Source organism: Bavariicoccus seileri WCC 4188 (genome assembly GCF_000421665.1).
In the GTDB taxonomy this organism is placed as follows: Bacteria; Bacillota; Bacilli; order Lactobacillales; family Aerococcaceae; genus Bavariicoccus; species Bavariicoccus seileri.
In genome coordinates this window covers 1-17,706 of record NZ_ATXL01000026.1, presented here as the reverse complement: position 1 = coordinate 17,706, position 17,706 = coordinate 1, and the positions used below count along the sequence as shown (strand labels likewise).

The following is a 17,706-nucleotide window of genomic DNA, read 5'->3' as shown; positions in this document are numbered from 1 at the left end:
CTTTAAATCTATTAGATGTGAGGTGTAACTGATTGAGTAGACCAGCAGTGAAAGTGATTGCGTTAGTCGTGACCTATAATCGTAAAGTATTACTTGAAGAATGTTTGCATGCTTTATTGGAGCAATCGTTACCAGTGGATAAATTGGTTGTGATTGATAATGATAGTACGGATGGGACAGACGAGTTGTTTGCTGTAGGAGAGCTCTTTGATCGCCCAACCATTGACTACATCAAACTTCCAGAAAATACTGGTGGTGCAGGTGGCTTTTATGAAGGCATCAGGTATGCGACTGAGCAGTATGACTATCAGTGGCTTTGGTTGATGGACGACGATACGATCGTTTACAAAGATACCTTGCAATCTTTTAACACCGCCCTAGGGTCTTTTGAAGCTGACGATCGAGAAGATGTCAGCTTTTTAGCGAGTACAGTTTTCGGGCCGGAAAATGAACCTATGAATGTCCCTGTGTTAGATTCTCGTCGCAGTAGTAATGGCTATCCAGATTGGTACTTTAATTTGGCTGATGGATTAGTTAAAATAGAGAGTGCAACGTTCGTTTCGTTATTAATTAACGGGGATGCCATTCGAAAAATTGGGTATCCGTGCAAAGATTATTTCATTTGGGGCGATGATACGGAGTATACCCAACGCTTGACCAAGTATTATGGTCCAGCTTTCTTAGTCGGTTCTGCCAAGGTGTTGCATAAACGGTTTAATACAAAACGATTATCGATTTTGGATGAGGAAAACGAAAATCGTATCAAGCTTTATTATTATATGTGTCGTAATTCCTTAATCAATTACTCTGCCTATGGGTCATCAAGTGACACCATTAAAGCGGTCATATATAATCTGTATATCTGTTTACAATTATTGTTTAAACCAGGTATTCACTATCGATTTAAAAAAATTAAGACTCTATTTCGAGGAATGGGTGCGTTCCTTTTCCGCCGATATGATTATGAGGGGTTTAAAAACCGAATGAAGCATACTGGCATGTGAGCTTAACTGTGATTGACCTTAACAGTATAGAAATAGAAAAGAATAGGAGAAGTCAGATGAGCTTTTTATCGCCAGGGAATATGAGAAAGAACCTATCAAAGGTTGGTCTAACTCCCGAAAGATTGTTTTTTACTTGTTACATTGTTTGGCTAACTTTTTTCTTTATCAGTTCCCTAACAATGTTTGATTATTGGTTTCCTAGAGTCTTTTTTATTGTCATGCGTGCGATACCACTTTTAGGATTAGCTTTGAGTGAGTATTTAAGTACAACATTTAGTAAAAAGAGCCTATTCGGTTATTTATTCATAGTGTTAAGTGGGATAGTTGCTTACGTCTCAGGAGACTATTATCTGTTTGATATTAGTGTGATTATTGTTGCTAGTCGTCATTATGAGTTTGAAAAAGTGGTTAAGGCGTTTTTAATTGTGGCCGTCACAATGACTTTTATAACAATATTTGCAACACACTTAGGGTTAATTCAAAATAGAGATTTCTCCTCTGCTGATCGTTCAAGACGTGCATGGGGATTTAAATACGCTACTTTTTTGGCCCATCTCTTCTTCTTCATCACTATGAGTTTTGCGATTGTACTGAAGCAAAAATTTAATTATTATCACGCTTTAATTTTATTTATCGTCAATCTTTGGATATTTGCAATCACTGACACGCGTAATCCTTTTATGCTAGCAACTATCTATATCGTATTTGTATACTACTATAACAACTTTGAATACTTCAGGGGATTGTGTTTAAAAGTAGCGAAGTTTTTGACGCCTTCGTTTATTCTCACGAGTTGTTTCATCGCATTTCTGTCGCTAACCTATAAAATATTTGGCTTTACTCATTTCTTTGATAAACTGTTGACTGGTCGTATTTATCTCGGGCATGAGGCCATCAGAGTCCATGGGATTCAACCGTTTGGGCAGGATTTGAATATGGTTGGCTATGCTACTTTGAGGTCAAACCACCAAATTACAGATAATAGCTATAATTATATTGATAGTTCCTACTTACAAATGCTCGTTTTACATGGTTGGATTTATTTTATTGCCCTAATTAGCTTATTGACATATACAATGGTTTTGATATATCGTAAGAAAAATATGTATTTATTCGCAGCAATGGTCTTGTTGGCGATTCACTCTATGGTGGATCCTCAGCTAACCATGCTTTGGTATTCACCACTCCTGATAACAATTGGAATGGTTTTTAAAGATACACCTCTTAATGTTACTAAAAAAACGAGATAGTAAGGAACCGACAGTTGCGACCGTAGACCATCAGATTGGGATGATTCTTTTTGCAAAGTAGAAATGAACGCCATAATACTCATAAAAAAACGAAAGCAGTTTCGCGACAGGAACATCGCAAAAAGGCCAAAAAAGAAAAAACAAATGGGTCTAAGCGAACATTAATGGCTATTCTTGGAGTAGTTATATTACTTCTTTTAGCCATAGTGTCGAAAGTTTATTTTGATGTTAAGGGAACTGCTGATGATTTATTTAAAGAGGCTAATACTAATAGTAAGTACTCCCGTGATATTGATTTGAGTCAACCTAGTGGTGAAAAAGCCACAGAACCTTTTTCAGTGTTACTGATGGGAATCGATACTGGTGATCTAGGTCGTAATGATGGTATGGAAGACGGAAGATCTGATACCATGATGATTATTACTGTTAACCCGAATACAGATAGAACGACCATTACGAGTTTACAACGTGATACTTACATCATGATTAACGGCGTTTACGACAAGCTAAATGCAGCCTATGCTTATGATGGTCCAGCACTTGCGATGGAGACTATTGAGAATTATCTCGAAATCCCGATTGACTATTATATCAGTGTCAATATGAGAGCTTTTCAAGAAATAGTCAATGCTATTGGTGGGGTGGATGTTCAAAGCGACCTGACGTTCTCTGAACAAGGCTTTGACTTCGTTAAAGGAGAAAAGTATCATCTCGAAGGGGAACGTCTCCTAGCCTATACCAGAAACCGTTATGATGACCCTGATGGAGACTACGGCCGGCAAAATCGGCAACGGCAAATTATTACAGCGGTGATTGATAAGATGAAATCAGTTGAGACGCTGGCGAGTTATCAAAATTTGTTAGCTTCGTTGGGAGATAATGTTCAAACCAATTTAAGATTCAATCAGATGCAGGATATATTGATGGGGTACCGTTCGGCAGCTGAGACGATTGATGAAAAAGCACTTCGTGGTAGTGGTGAAATGATCAATGGTGTTTCTTATCAAATTGTCGCTGAAGAAGATCGCTTAGCGATGTCAGAGATGTTAAAAAGAGAACTTGAAATTGATGACACGGATGAAGCTACAGATTCAAGCACAGACGAAGTTACTGACCAAGATGCTGATCAAGATGTTAATACTAATACTGACGAAAGTACTAATGAAGGCACTGATGAAGATACAACTGATTTTGAATACTGAATTCAGACTATTTTGAAACACAGTTCATTAAAACCACTGGTCATCAACTATTTTAGAGCCATATTATAGAGTCATATTATAGTACTAATGATAACCAAAAATAAACATAGGGTGTGACGCTATTAAAATTAGCGTCACACCCTATGTTTGTCTCTTAATTATTTTTTCTCTTCATGTACCAATAAACTGGTATTCCAAGCAAGGTCAATAAGGTTCCAATTATGGCTAATTGGAATTGATTAATCAGAGTCATCGTGATGATGAATATACCACCTAGGATGGCGATGACTGGAATGATGGGATAAAAGAGTACTTTATATGGCCTTACAAGTTCAGGTTCTGTGCGACGTATTTTGAAGACAGCGATAAAAACGAGAGTATAGAAAATCCAGATGACAAAGACTAGCATATCAGTTAAAACGTCAAATCCTCCGACCATCATCATCATGATGGCAATGACGAGTTCAACAATACCAGCCACAAATGGGACTTTGAAACGATTCAATGTCGCCAATTTGGCTGAAAAGGGTAATTGCTTTTTGAGTCCCATAGTATATGGTAGTCTCATGCCGGTCATGGTATAACCATTGATTGTCCCGTAAACAGAAATCAAAATACCCACGGTCACGAGTCGACCACCCATATTACCAAATATCTTACCGGCTACTTGCATGGCTGCATTTTCATTACCAGCCAGTTGCGAGATGTCAATGGTTTTTAGGAAGGCTAACTGGACGACAAAATAGACCGCCATCACTCCAATTAATCCAAAGGCGATTGCTCGAGGAAGATCACGCGTCGGGTTTTTCATCTCTCCTGCAATATTTCCCACATGAATCCACCCATCGTAAGCGAACATCGTAGCGAGAAGACCAGCCCCTAAAGCTGGTAAAAAGCCTCCTACGTCAGGTCCTTGCGTTATTGGGAAAAGGCTGACCGCAACATCACCTTCTCTAAACAATCCGAATATAACGATCAATGCCAAGGGAACAAGTTTAAAGACAAGTGTCACAGACTGGAAGATTCCACTGGCTTTTGACCCCATAAAGTTGATCAACATGATGGTTGTGGCAGCGACGACTGCAATGGGAACGATGACATTATTGGGTAAAGTAAATAAATTTTTGAACTGTGTGGCAAATATAATCGATAAAGCAGCGACGTTAGCCGGAAAATAGACGATGACCTGCGCCCACCCTAAGAGATAGCTCCAAAATTCGCCATAAGCTCGTTCGATGTACCGCAACATACCACCAGTTTCGGGGATGGCAGCGGCCAGTTCTGCGGCTGTAAGGCCAGCACAAACACTGATGATTCCACCTAAGAGCCAAGATAATAAATGAAGACTAGGAGACCCAGTCACCGTAGCAACACTAGCGGCTTTAAAGAACACACCAGCGCCTATAACAGTCCCCATAACGGTAGATAAAGCGGGAAAGAAGGACAACGACCGTTTGAGTTCATTATGTTCTTTGGTTAATCCTTTTGATAAGTCTGTTGAGTTATTGGGCATATGCGTTCTCCTTTATGAGTCACTGTAGATAGCTAGTAGCTTCATTAATTAACAGTGGTAAAAGTGTTTTTTCCAGTATAGCATAAGCTATGGGAAATTATGAGAACTTTTCAATCTGCTGTTTAAAATAAGTTTAAGTGTCATAGGCTGATTTGGCGTTTTATATAAGCTTTTTATAAGCTTATAGAGTTTAAGTTGCAATAAAAAGAATAGTAGGATAGTATACAAAGGTGATTATGTGGTAAAATGAGCATAACTGGTTTTTGTTAATAGGATGACTTTCAGCATAGCGTCAACGCGGTATAGATGATTGCTTTATGCGCTGAAATCATCACAGTAGTTTGAAAGACTATATAAATAGAATGGAATGATGAATCTTGCCTACTAGAAGTGAACGGCATCAACAAGCTTCTCGACGTGAGTCTAATGAGCGTGACCCAAGAAAGAAAAAATACAAAAAGAAACATCCTGTTAGAAACACAATTTTGTTTATACTGGGAGCAGCAGTCTTGTTAGTTGGTGCTCTTATGGCTAAAGTATATATGGATGTTCGTGGAACCGCTGATGATCTTTATGAAGGTGCACAATCGAATAGTCAGTATGCACGGAAAGTAGATATCGGGAAAAAGACAAAGGATAATACCTACCCGCCTTTTTCTGTGTTGTTACTTGGAGTTGATACAGGGGACCTTGGACGGGTCGATCAAGGACGGTCTGATACGATGATGGTACTGACGGTTAATCCTGAAACTGAAAAAACAACAATCACCAGTTTGCAACGTGATACCTATATCATGATTAATGGAAACTATGATAAGTTAAATGCTGCCTATGCTTATGGTGGTGCATCACTGGCAATGGAGACGGTTGAAAACTACTTAGAAATCCCAATAGACTATTATATCAGTGTCAATATGATGGGCTTCCAAGAATTAGTTGGAGCTATTGGTGGTGTGGATGTTCAAAGTGACTTGACCTTTAGCCAACAAGGCTATGATTTTGTCAAGGGTGAAAATTACCACTTAGAAGGAGAACGTCTATTAGCTTACACACGGAATCGTTATGACGATCCAGATGGCGACTATGGTCGTCAAAATCGTCAACGTCAAATTATATCAGCTGCTATTAATAAGATGAAGTCAGTTGATACTTTGTCGAATTATCAAAGTATTTTGAGTTCTTTAGAAGGTAATGTCCAAACGAACTTGAAGTTTGATCAAATGCAAAATATCTTGTTGAACTATCGTGCAGCCGCAACGCAATTGGATGAAAAATCGTTACGGGGTAGTGGTGAAATGATAGGTGGGGTGTCTTACCAAATCGTTTCAGAAGAAGATCGACAAGCGATGTCTCAAATGCTTAAGAGAGAACTAGAAATAGAGTAACTGACGGTCATTTCAAATGATAATCATGCTTGCTAGTTTAGAAATTTCGAAGGTACTATCATAGTGAAAAATGATAGTGCCTTTTTATTTATGCAGAATGACTGTTTGTAGACACATACATGATATAATCATTGTGTTATTAATTCGAAGGAGAGTCGTTTATGAAACGTATCACACAAAAGAAATTGAGCATTTATGTTATTTCTTTTCTGCTACCAGTTTTGCTAGTCACAGTGGTGATGTTTAGACAAGGTATTCTACCTTTTGGGGATGTCACTTTATTAAATGCAGATCTGGATATTCAATATATTGATTTTTATGGTTATTTACAAAATGTCTTACAGGGAAAGGATAGTCTATTTTATTCCTTCTACAAATCACTTGGTGGGAATGTGATGAGCCTATTTGCCTATTAATTGGCAAATCCAATTAATTTACTAGTGGTCTTTTTTTCGCGAGAACAATTGCCGCTGTTCATCACATTAATGACTATTCTAAAGTATGGTTTAATTGGGTTAACTTCTAGCATTTATTTTTTAAAACGGTTTAAAGGACTCGGAGCTTACACGATAATCTTCTCATTGCTATATGCAATGAGTGAATACGTTTTGCTTAATATGCGTAATGTGATGTGGATGGATGCCGTGATAGTGTTGCCGTTAGTCTTTCTAGGTGTCTATCAGCTAGTGAATCAACATAGAACACTGTTATTATATGGGTCATTGTTTTTAGCGGTGGTCATTAATTGGTATAGTGGCTATATGGTTTGTTTGATGGCTTTCTGCTACTTTCTGTTCGAGTATTTCAGTTGGGCAAACCATCGTTTTAAGTTAAGGACTTTTTTGCCAAAGATCAGTCGCTTCATCGCCATTGGAATTCTTTCAGTCTTGTCTACATTTTTCTTATTTGTACCTAATTTATTGTCATTAGCAACTGGAAAAGGTTCAATCGATGTTAATGACTTTAATTTTGAAATCAGGCATACAGCAGCTGCTTCATTTAAAGCATTACTCCCAAACACTGAATTTGAATTTATTAATACGGGAATCATTTTTTATGCTGGATCATTAATGGTTATATTGATGGCTTATTACTTTATGAGTCACTCAGTGCCTTTAAAGGAAAAACTTTTTAACGGAGCGCTTACAATTTTCTTCCTACTTGTACCAACATTTAGTACAACGGATACAATCTGGACGACACTCAAACATGCGTATTCTTATGGGACGCGCTATAGTTTTTGTTTTGTACTATATTTCTTAGTGATTTCAGTAAAGGGCTTTTTAGCCTATAAGGCGGACCAAAATCGCCGATTGTTGGGCAAGACTTTGTTGGTAGTTTTAGCTTTTTATCTCATAATAGAGGGTGCCTCCCCATATAGTAAGATGAACTATATTGGTTTTTTGATGATAATCCTTTATACTATCGTGTTAGGATGGAACATTAACCGTCAAAAAAGTCAGTTAGTCCTCATGGTTCTTTTGGGGTTGCTTTCAATTGAAAGTCTGAAGGTTACCTCTTCTTATTTTCATTTTTTATATTTTATTTCAAATGCAGAGTTTGAAACCTATACACAAAAGACCACAGCTGAACTCGAACACCTTAAACAAATAGATCCGTCAGTCTATCGTTTTGAAAGGATGTTTAATCGCACGGGGGCTTACCGAGAGAACAAAGTCGTTAACGGTGAAGCGTTGTCGTTACAGATTCCAGGGGTGCAGCATTATACGTCGACTTATGATGGCATTACGAATGAAATAACAGATCGGTTAGGCTATAATATTTCAGATAATATCGAGATTAATTATAATGACAGTATTTTACCTAGTGATGCCTTATTAGGTATCAAGTATCTCTATGCCAAGGAGCAACAGAGTGGTTATAAGCTCATCAAGGCTTATGACGGTTATGACTTGTACGAGAATCCATATGCCTTGCCGTTAGGGTTTATGGTAGCACCAGCAAATGACACAAGTTTAGAGATTTCAAAAGAAGACAATGCATTTGTTTATCAAAACAAGCTATTCTCAACTCTAGTTGGCCGTGAGTTTGAAGTGTTTGAACCGGTGACGGGTGTGAGTGACCAAAAAAATGGATCGACTATGACTTTCGACTTACCTTCGTTAGCAGGAGAAGTGCTATATGCTCAGTTTACGTCAGCTGATCGAAGTGAGAAACAACTTCTCAAAAATGGCGAGGTGTTTAGGAAACTTTCAGGCGTTTTTTCAGAGGGTGTCGTCGATTTGAAAAACGATCATGCTGATTCTAATCCAGATCAATCAGGGATTAAACTAGCAGTGGAGAAAGCCCCAGAGGATCTGAAAATGGTGGTTTACAAGCTTAATAGTGATGTACTAAAGGAAGTAGCGGCTGACTTAAATGACCAACCGTTAGAAGTGAGTCAGCGAGAGAACAATGTGTTTGCAGGGAGTATTGATGTGATTAAAGCTGGGCAGCTATTAATCACCTTGCCGTACGATGATGGTTGGCAAGTCAAGGTCAATGGCGAGGCTGTGGCCTATCATAATCATAATGGTTTTATGGCTATTGATCTCGCTAGTGGTACTCAAAAAATTCATTTGGTCTACTATCCAAAAGGTCTTGTGGTGGGGAGCATCGTTTCAGTCTTGGCAGTGACGACATATGTCGTGGTGTTCGTCTTTTTGCCCAAAAGACGAGAGGTTAGGAAAAATAAAGCATTATAAAAATCACTCTAATACTTAAATCTATGCACCGATGTCTTCTTTTGGGATGATATCGGTGTTTTTTTAGAGTTGTTAAAGAAAATAGCATTGTTAATTTAATGTAAATTGGGTAATATTTAAGTAAGGCTATCGTTGACAACACGTTTTTTAAGGAGTTACAATCATGATTTTTCCACTGGTGCTTTTCGGATTATTCGTTGCTGGTTATTGTTATTGTCGCTCTATACCTGACTTAAAAAGAGAGTCGGTAAACCGATCAGAAAAAGTTGAACAACTCAAAATGGCTCAAGGGAAAAGGATTACTTGGTCTATTTTTAAGGGTGTTATCTTTTCGGGAATCGCCACTTCCTTGACCTTAGTTTTGGTCCGATTTTTTGGTTATCCGTACTCTAAAGCACTTTTTTTGACACTTAAACGGGGATATCCTTTCCGACCGACTTATGTACTGCTTACTTTGTCACTCATCATCACGTTATTGTTAGTGGTTCTCTTTGAAGATCGTAGAGCTTCTGGAAAAATCAGACGTCGAGACTCAAATTTTTCAATTTTTAATACGGTTACACATACGATTGCAGTTTTATTAGTAGTTTGTAGTATTTTCATCGCCTATTCAGGAGGATGGCTTGTCTTTAATTTTGGTGGTGTTTCAATAGACCAAGTTGTTTATGCGATTGTCCAACCTCTTTCTGGGACAGATCCCGAACAAATCAAAACCTTTATTAAACTTGTTGTGATTCCTGGTGCAGCCCTGAGCTATCTGTTAATTGTTGGCGTGATTGTTCTCCATCGTTATAAATTCACACGGTTAGTTTTACCGAATTTCGGTCCTCGTGCGATTATCTATACGGCTAGAGTGATTGGGGCTTTTGCTATTTTGGGATTTGGTGTCTTTTATAGTGTCAGTAAACTAGGTTATCAAGAGGTTAAGGCGTATTTCTTCGAGAACTCGACCTTATTTAATGACTACTATGTCGAGCCCACAACGGTTGCATTAGAGTTTCCCGATAAACCTAAAAACTTGATTTATATTTTCTTAGAATCAATGGAGACGACTTATTTATCAACTGAACTCGGTGGGCAACAGCCTGAAAACTTGCTGCCGAATTTAACAAAAGTTATTCAAGAAGAGGGGATTAATTTCTCAAATAACGACCTGATTGGTGGCGCCTATCAAACCACTGGAACTGGCTTTACTGTTGGAGGTATGGTGGCACAAACAGCAGGCGTTCCACTGAATTTCTCGGATCATAATACTTATGGTAAAACCGTACCATTTTTACCTGGTGCGTATTCTTTAGGAGAAATCTTAAATAAACAGGGTTATAATCAAAGGCTTTTTTTCGGTTCAGGTGCTGACTTCGCTGGACGCGATAAGTACTTTACCCAACATGGTGACTATAAAATAGAGGATTATTATTATGCGAAGGAAGAAGGCTGGATTCCAGAGGACTATCATGTTTGGTGGGGGTATGAAGATGAGAAGTTGTTTGAATTTGCGAAGGCCTCTGTGGCGGAGTTAAATCAGGAAGAGAAACCCTTTAATTTTACTATGTTGACGGCGGATACTCATTTTGAGGATGGGTATTTATCAGAAAACAACCCACAGGAGTTTGGCGACCAGTATAGTAATGTCATTGCTTTTTCGGATCAGCAATTAGGTGATTTTTTAAATTGGTTGAAAGAACAGCCGTTTTATGAGGACACAGTGGTTGTCATTTCAGGGGACCATTTGAGTATGGATCGTGACTATTTTAATAGTATTGCTCCAGATTATAAACGTTCAGTGTTAAACCTGATTTTAAATTCAGAAACTGAAGCTGTGACAACGACGAATAGAACATACACAACTATGGATCTCTATCCCACAACTTTGGCTGCAATGGGGATCAAAATAACAGGAGATAGAATGGGACTGGGGACGAATCTCTTTTCCGACAAACCAACACTGTCTGAAGAAATTGGGTATGATACGCTCAATGATGAACTGGGTAAACGCTCAAATTATTACGATCTGAAGATTATGAAGGGAACAAACTTTGAGCTGTTGCAAGAATGAGAGTCAGAGGAAAAGACCGAGTAAAGCGTATTTAGATAATCTTTAATTGAATAGTTGAGTTTGATAAAAAACCACACTTCGAATAAAGAAGTGTGGTTTTTGTGGTGTAGAGCCTTTTATAGTAGGAACCTAAGAAAATAGCATCAATTGTATAAAAAATAAAGTTTTATATTTTAATATATAAAGGTAAATGATATACTTTAAGCACGATTTAATAATAAATTACAAAAGTACTTTTTAAGCGAAAAAGCAATAAATAAAAAAAGCGCCGAAACAGCGCTACTCAAAAAGAGTTGATAACGGACTAGCCTTATTTTAACTCGCTATGTAGTTTTGGATACGTCCAATAATTAGATTATAGCAGATTAAATTAAGTATTTCTAGTACAATAATTATTTTTCTAAAAGAATATGAGGAGGAGATTGAATGAGTAATCGCAAAGACTACATTATCGGATTGGACATAGGAACAAATTCCGTAGGATGGGCTGTACTATCTGAGGATTATAAGCTTTTGAAAAAACGTATAAAGATCCAAGGTGACTCTGATAAGCCATATGTCAAAAAAAACCTTTGGGGAGTTCGTTTGTTCGATGGCGGTCAAACAGCAGCAGATAGGCGGTTGAAACGAACAACTAGACGACGGTTAGCTAGAAGGAAGAATCGTCTAAAATACTTGCAATGTATTTTTGATGCTGAGATGCAGAAAGTTGATGATAGTTTTTTTATTCGGTTGGAAGATAGTTTTCTCGTTCCCGAAGATAAAAGAGGGAATCGTCATCCCGTATTTGCGACACTTGAAGAAGAAAAGGCATTTCACGAGGAATTTCCGACTATTTATCATTTGAGAAAGCATTTAGCTGATAGTAGAGAGAAAGCTGATTTACGACTCATTTACTTGGCTCTCGCTCATATTATTAAATTTCGTGGACATTTTTTGATAGAAGGAAAACTAGAAACTGAAAATACCTCTATTGCTAAAACCTTTAAAAGTTTCTATGACACTTACTTACAGCTTTTTGCTTCAGAAGCGAATCAATCTGTTTCAGTTGACGAGTTGGCTGATAACACGTTAGAGTCTCTTTTTACGGCAAAAGTCTCACCCAGCCAAAAAGCTGATAGTGTCTTAAACTTGTTTCCAAATGAAAAATCAAATGGAGCACTGGCACAATTTGTTAAAATGATGGTTGGAAATCAAGGCAATTTTAAGGGAACCTTCTCTTTAGAGGAGGATGCCAAAATCCAATTTTCTAAGGAAGATTTGGAAGTCGATTTAGAATCTCTTTATGAACTCATTGGTGAAGAGTTCCAGGACCTTTTTAACAAAGCCCTTGCTACTTATAATGCGGTGCAATTATCGGGTATTTTAACTGCCAAAGACACCGCGACACGTGCTCCGCTGTCAGCAAGCATGATTGAAAGATATAGTGACCATGAAGAGGATTTGCGTAAATTCAAAGCTTTTATTAAGCAACATTTACCTGAAGCTTATTTTGACATGTTTAAAAATGACTCAGGCAAGTCTGACGGTTATGCAGGCTATATTCGAAAAGGTGTCACACAGGAAGATTTCTACAAATATGTCAAAAAAGTGATTACAGGTATAAATGGAGCGGAGTATTTCTTAGATAAAATTGATCAAGGAGAGTTTCTGAGAAAGCAAAGAACATTTGATAATGGTGTTATTCCTCACCAAATCCACTTAGAGGAGCTTAAGGCGATTCTACAAAAGCAAGCACCTTACTATGAATTTTTAGGTGTTAATCAAGATAAGATTTGTTCACTATTAACGTTTAGAATTCCTTACTATGTTGGGCCTTTGGCTAAAAAAGCTGGTGGCTTTTCTTGGATCGTCCGAACGAAAGAGGAACATATTCGTCCATGGAATTTCACAGATTCTGTTGACAGTGAAAAATCAGCAGTAGAATTTATAGAAAAAATGACTAATATTGACGAGTACCTTCCGACAGAAAAGGTGCTGCCAAAACACAGTCTATTGTATGAAAAGTTTGCTGTCTTTAATGAACTCACCAAAACAAGATATAGCGATGATACAGGCAGAGAACACTTGCTGTCTTCAGATGAAAAATCTCGGATTTTTGACAGCTTATTTAAAACAAATCGTAAAGTATCAAAGAAGGATGTTGAGAATCTACTTCACAATGAGTTTAATATTGAAACGCCAAAAGTTTTAACTGTAGAGAACAAGTTTAATTCGAGCTTTGGTACTTATCAAGATTTGATAAAGGTTGGAATCCCCAATACTGTGCTAGATGATCCTAAGAGCAAAGATACTCTTGAGAAGATTGTTGAAATACTGACTGTTTTCGAGGATCGAAAGATGATTAGGAAGCAACTTGAGCAATTCGAGAATCTAATAGATGGTAAAATTTTAAAAAAATTAGAACGTCGCCATTATACAGGATGGGGAAGACTGTCTAGAAAGATGATTGATGGTATTAAGGACAAAGATACTGGTAAAACGATATTAGATTATTTGGAAAGCGATGATGGTGTTCATAAAAATATCAACCGTAATTTTATGCAACTCATAAATGATGATACATTATCATTTAAATTGATTATCAGTGAAGCCCAAAAAATGAAGAATCAACAAATATCGTCGAAACGGTCAGGGACTTACCAGGTAGTCCTGCCATAAAAAAAGGCATTGTTCAAAGTCTGAAAATAGTTGAGGAACTTGTTGGGGGCATGGGATATGATCCTAAAACAATTGTCGTTGAGATGGCGAGAGAAAATCAGTCAACAGGACAGGGTAAAAAAAGATCACAGCCACGATACAAACGTCTTGAAGAAGCGATACAAAAATTGGGTAGTCAAGTTTTAAAAGAGCATCCGACAGATAACAAATCTTTGCAAGATGACCGTTTGTTCCTTTACTACCTACAAAACGGTAAAGATATGTATGAGCCAAATAAAAATCTCGATATTTCTCAGCTCTATAATTACGACATAGATCATATTATTCCTCAAAGTTTTACAACTGATAACTCAATTGATAATCGTGTATTAGTCAGCTCATCAACTAATAGAGCAAAGTCTAACGGAGTACCATCAGTTGACATTGTAAAAAGGGCGGAACCTTATTGGCGTTCATTATTGTCTTCAGGGTTAATGTCAAAACGAAAATTTGAGAACTTAACTAAAGGTACACATGGGGGGTTAAGTGACGAAGATAGGGCAAAATTTATCAAAAGACAATTAGTTGAGACAAGACAGATTACTAAACATGTAGCTAGACTGATAGATAACAGATTTAATACTGAAAAAGATGAAAAGGGCCGTACCATAAGGCATGTTCAAGTAGTTACTTTAAAGTCAGCGCTTGTCAGTCAATTCAGAAAAACGTTTGAAATATATAAAATTAGAGAATTGAATGATCACCATCATGCCCATGATGCTTATTTAAATGGTGTGGTAGCAAACGCATTATTAAAAGTTTATCCAAACCTTGCACCAGAATTCGTTTACGGTGATTATAGAAAGTTCAACTCATTTAAGGAGAACAAAGCCACAGCTAAGAAACAGTTCTATACCAATATTATAAAATTCTTTGCTGAAACCACAGTTGTGGATGAAAGCACTGGGGAAATTCTTTGGAGTTCAGACGCTTTGTCAATTGTTAAAAAAGTTATTGGTTACCATCAAGTTAATGTCGTCAAAAAAACTGAAAAGCAAAAAGGAGGTTTTTCTAAGGAATCTATCCAACCAAAAGGTAACTCGGATAAATTAATCAGACGAAAGAACAATTTGAATCCTAAAAAATATGGAGGATTTGATAGCCCAACTATAGCCTACTCTGTTGTTATTAACTATGAAAAAGGCGCTAAACGGAAACCTACAAAGGCAGTTGTAGGGATCAGTATTATGGAAAAAGATAAATTTGAAAGAGATGAAAAAGCTTTTCTCATAAATATGGGTTATGAAAATCCTTCGGTTATTAAATTACTTCCTAAATATACATTATTCGAGTTTGCAGATGGACGTAGGAGACTAGTGGCCAGTGCTAAGGAATCGCAAAAAGGCAATCAAATGGTATTACCATCTCGTTTGGTAACATTGCTTTATCATGCCAAACATTATTCAGATGACAAAACTGGAGATAGTAAAAAGTACGTGACTGGTCATAAAGATAACTTTGAGGAGCTTTTCGAAATAATTAAACGATTCGCAGATGATTATACTTTAGCCACAGCGAACGTTGAAAAAGTTGAAAAGCTATATTATAAAAATAAAAATTCAGATTTAGCCGAAGTTTCTCAAGCGTTCATCAATTTACTACAGTTGAATGCAGCGGGAGCACCAGCAGACTTCAAGTTTTTTGGAACTAATATTCCTCGAAAAAGGTATACAAGTTTAAATGAGTTGTTAAAATCTTCAATTATTGATCAGTCTATTACTGGATTGTACGAAACGCGCACGAAAGTAGATGGTTAAATGGGATGGCGAACAATTGTTGTCAATACACACTCAAAACTTTCCTATAAAAATCACCATTTAGTATTTAAGAGTATAGATCATCAGGAATTGATTCATTTGTCCGAAATCGACATGTTATTGTTGGAAACCACGGATATTACGTTGACAACAATGCTGATTAAACGATTAATAGATGAAAATATATTGGTTATATTTTGTGATGATAAACGACTTCCAATTGGGAAACTGTTACCTTTTTATGGGAGACATGATAGTAGCTTGCAGTTAGCGAAACAAGTGCGGTGGCAACAAGAACAAAAGGCAATGGTTTGGACCGATATCATCTCCCAAAAAATTATTAATCAAAGTGTTCGTCTAAGTCAAATCGGGTTTCAACAGCAGTCGGTCTCGTTACAACGGTTGGAATCTGAGCTGCAATTGTTCGATCCGAGTAATAGAGAAGGACACGCAGCCCGACTTTACTTTAACACTTTATTTGGAAATGATTTCAATCGTGAACAAGATAATGTTATAAATGCTGGATTAGACTATGGTTATAGCTTGCTTTTAAGTTTGTTTGCTAGAGAAATAGTAAAGAATGGCTGTATGACTCAGTTTGGCTTAAAACATTCTAACCAGTTTAATGACTTTAACTTGGCTAGTGATCTGATGGAACCATTTCGTCCTATTGTGGATATCATTGTCTATGAAAATAGGGATCTGGAATTCAAAGTATTAAAACTAGCTCTCTTTAAAATGTTTGAAGCTAACTATGATTATCTTGATAGACGAATGTATTTAACTAATATTATTGCAGATTATACTAAAAAAGTTGTAAAGACATTGAATGAAGATGAGGAAGGGAGTGTGTAAAATATTTTGTGTAAATAGAAAAAAGGGCGTCCCTTCTGTAGAATAGAGTTTGTAGACAAAACCCACAGAAAAGAGGACTCCCCCATGACTGATTTTACTACAGAATTAATGCAAGTACTAGTAACTAAAGGAGATGTGACTGAATTGTTTCGATCACACCTCGAACAGGCAATCAATGACTTATTAGCGACTGAACTGAGTGGCTTTTTAAATTATGAGAAGTATAGCCGGTCTGGTTTTAATTCAGGGAATTCGAGAAATGGTTGTTATGAGAGACAGGTTAAAACTGAATACGGTCCGATCACTATCTCGATTCCCAGGGATCGCAATGGCGAATTCAAACAACAAACAATTGAACCTTACAAACGGTCGACAAACACGCTCGAAGAGGTCGTTATCCATTTGTTTCGCAAGGGCATTACGATGAGTGAGATAGCCGATTTAATTCAAAAAATGTACGGCCATCATTACACGCCTCAAACCATCTCTAACATGACACAACAATTTGCCGAGACAGTCAGTTCCTTCAATAACAGACCACTGAATGCCCATTATGCTGCCATCTATCTGGATGCCACTGTTATTCCAGTTAGAAGAGATACCGTTGCTAAGGAAGCCGTTCATATCGCCATCGGCGTGCGGACAGATGGCACAAAAGAAGTTTTAAGCTACTCCATCTCACCCCACGAATCTGCCATCGTATGGGGTGACATTCTGTCAGACATCGGCCAAAGAGGGGTCGAAAACACCTTGATTGTTGTAGCTGATGGCTTCAAGGGATTAGTCGATAAAGTATCACATTACTTTCCGAGCGCGGTTCATCAACAATGTTGTATTCATGTGGCACGTAACTTGACGAAACGTGTTAGGGCAACAGATCGTCAAGAAATTAACGACGATTTCAAAACAATTTATCGTGCAGATTCACTGGAAGAAGCTGAAATAGCCCGTCAACAGTTTATTGAAAAGTGGCAGAAAATCTATCCTAGACCCGTTAAGACTATCGCAGAAAATGAGTATTTATTGACTTTTTGTCGTTTTCCCAAACAGATTAGGCCAAGCCTTTATTCTACTAATTTGATTGAATCCTTTAATAAAAAAATCAAGCGGTACACTAAACGTAAAGAGCAGTTTCCAAATGAAGAAGCTTTGGAAAGATTTATGGTTTCCATTTTTGATGACTATAACCAAAAGTTTCTAAATCGTTCACACAAAGGTTTCAAAATAGTTCAAGGCATATTAGAAGATACTTTGGAAAGTTTATAAGCAAACTGTCAAA

8 protein-coding genes and 2 pseudogenes are annotated in these 17,706 nt (G+C 37.3%); 9 read left to right on the top strand and 1 reads right to left on the bottom strand.

The annotated features are described in order from the left end of the window. Positions 1–32: 32 nt before the first annotated feature. From H541_RS11865 to H541_RS11860, 3 genes are read left to right on the top strand one after another with little or no spacing between them, the layout of a single operon-like run. Entirely contained in the window at positions 33–1,004 is a 972-nt protein-coding gene (locus H541_RS11865) for a glycosyltransferase family 2 protein (protein WP_022796556.1), read from the top strand. 56 nt (positions 1,005–1,060) lie between these two features. Further along, the gene (locus H541_RS0106685; protein ID WP_022796555.1) at positions 1,061–2,254 is read left to right on the top strand and encodes a hypothetical protein; all 1,194 of its coding nucleotides are present in this window, start codon (positions 1,061–1,063) and stop codon (positions 2,252–2,254) included. Positions 2,255–2,304: 50 nt separating this feature from the next. Beyond that, on the top strand, positions 2,305–3,456 hold the full coding sequence (locus H541_RS11860) for an LCP family glycopolymer transferase (protein WP_022796554.1): 1,152 nt from the start codon (positions 2,305–2,307) through the stop codon (positions 3,454–3,456). Between the two features lie 154 nt (positions 3,457–3,610). Here the strand turns inward: H541_RS11860 and H541_RS0106675 are convergent, their stop codons facing one another. Beyond that, entirely contained in the window at positions 3,611–4,969 is a 1,359-nt protein-coding gene (locus tag H541_RS0106675; RefSeq protein WP_022796553.1) for an APC family permease, read from the bottom strand. 377 nt (positions 4,970–5,346) lie between these two features. Between H541_RS0106675 and H541_RS11855 the strand changes: the two genes are divergently transcribed. The 6 genes and pseudogenes from H541_RS11855 to H541_RS0106640 all read left to right on the top strand — a co-directional run bounded on the left by H541_RS11855 (position 5,347) and on the right by H541_RS0106640 (position 17,693). Next, entirely contained in the window at positions 5,347–6,354 is a 1,008-nt protein-coding gene (locus H541_RS11855) for an LCP family glycopolymer transferase (protein ID WP_022796552.1), read from the top strand. Between the two features lie 161 nt (positions 6,355–6,515). After that, positions 6,516–9,059: pseudogene (locus tag H541_RS0106660) on the top strand (YfhO family protein). Positions 9,060–9,222: 163 nt separating this feature from the next. Then, a complete protein-coding gene (locus tag H541_RS11850; protein ID WP_022796549.1) occupies positions 9,223–11,115 on the top strand; it encodes an LTA synthase family protein in 1,893 nt (630 codons plus the stop codon). A gap of 426 nt (positions 11,116–11,541) precedes the next feature. After that, positions 11,542–15,572 (top strand): annotated as a pseudogene (gene cas9 / locus H541_RS12535) (type II CRISPR RNA-guided endonuclease Cas9). After that, entirely contained in the window at positions 15,573–16,427 is an 855-nt protein-coding gene (gene cas1 / locus H541_RS0106645) for a type II CRISPR-associated endonuclease Cas1 (RefSeq protein WP_022796548.1), read from the top strand. It abuts the pseudogene before it with no gap. Positions 16,428–16,511: 84 nt separating this feature from the next. Then, positions 16,512–17,693, top strand: a complete 1,182-nt coding sequence (locus H541_RS0106640; protein ID WP_022796547.1) for an IS256 family transposase — start codon at positions 16,512–16,514, stop codon at positions 17,691–17,693. Positions 17,694–17,706: the final 13 nt, after the last annotated feature.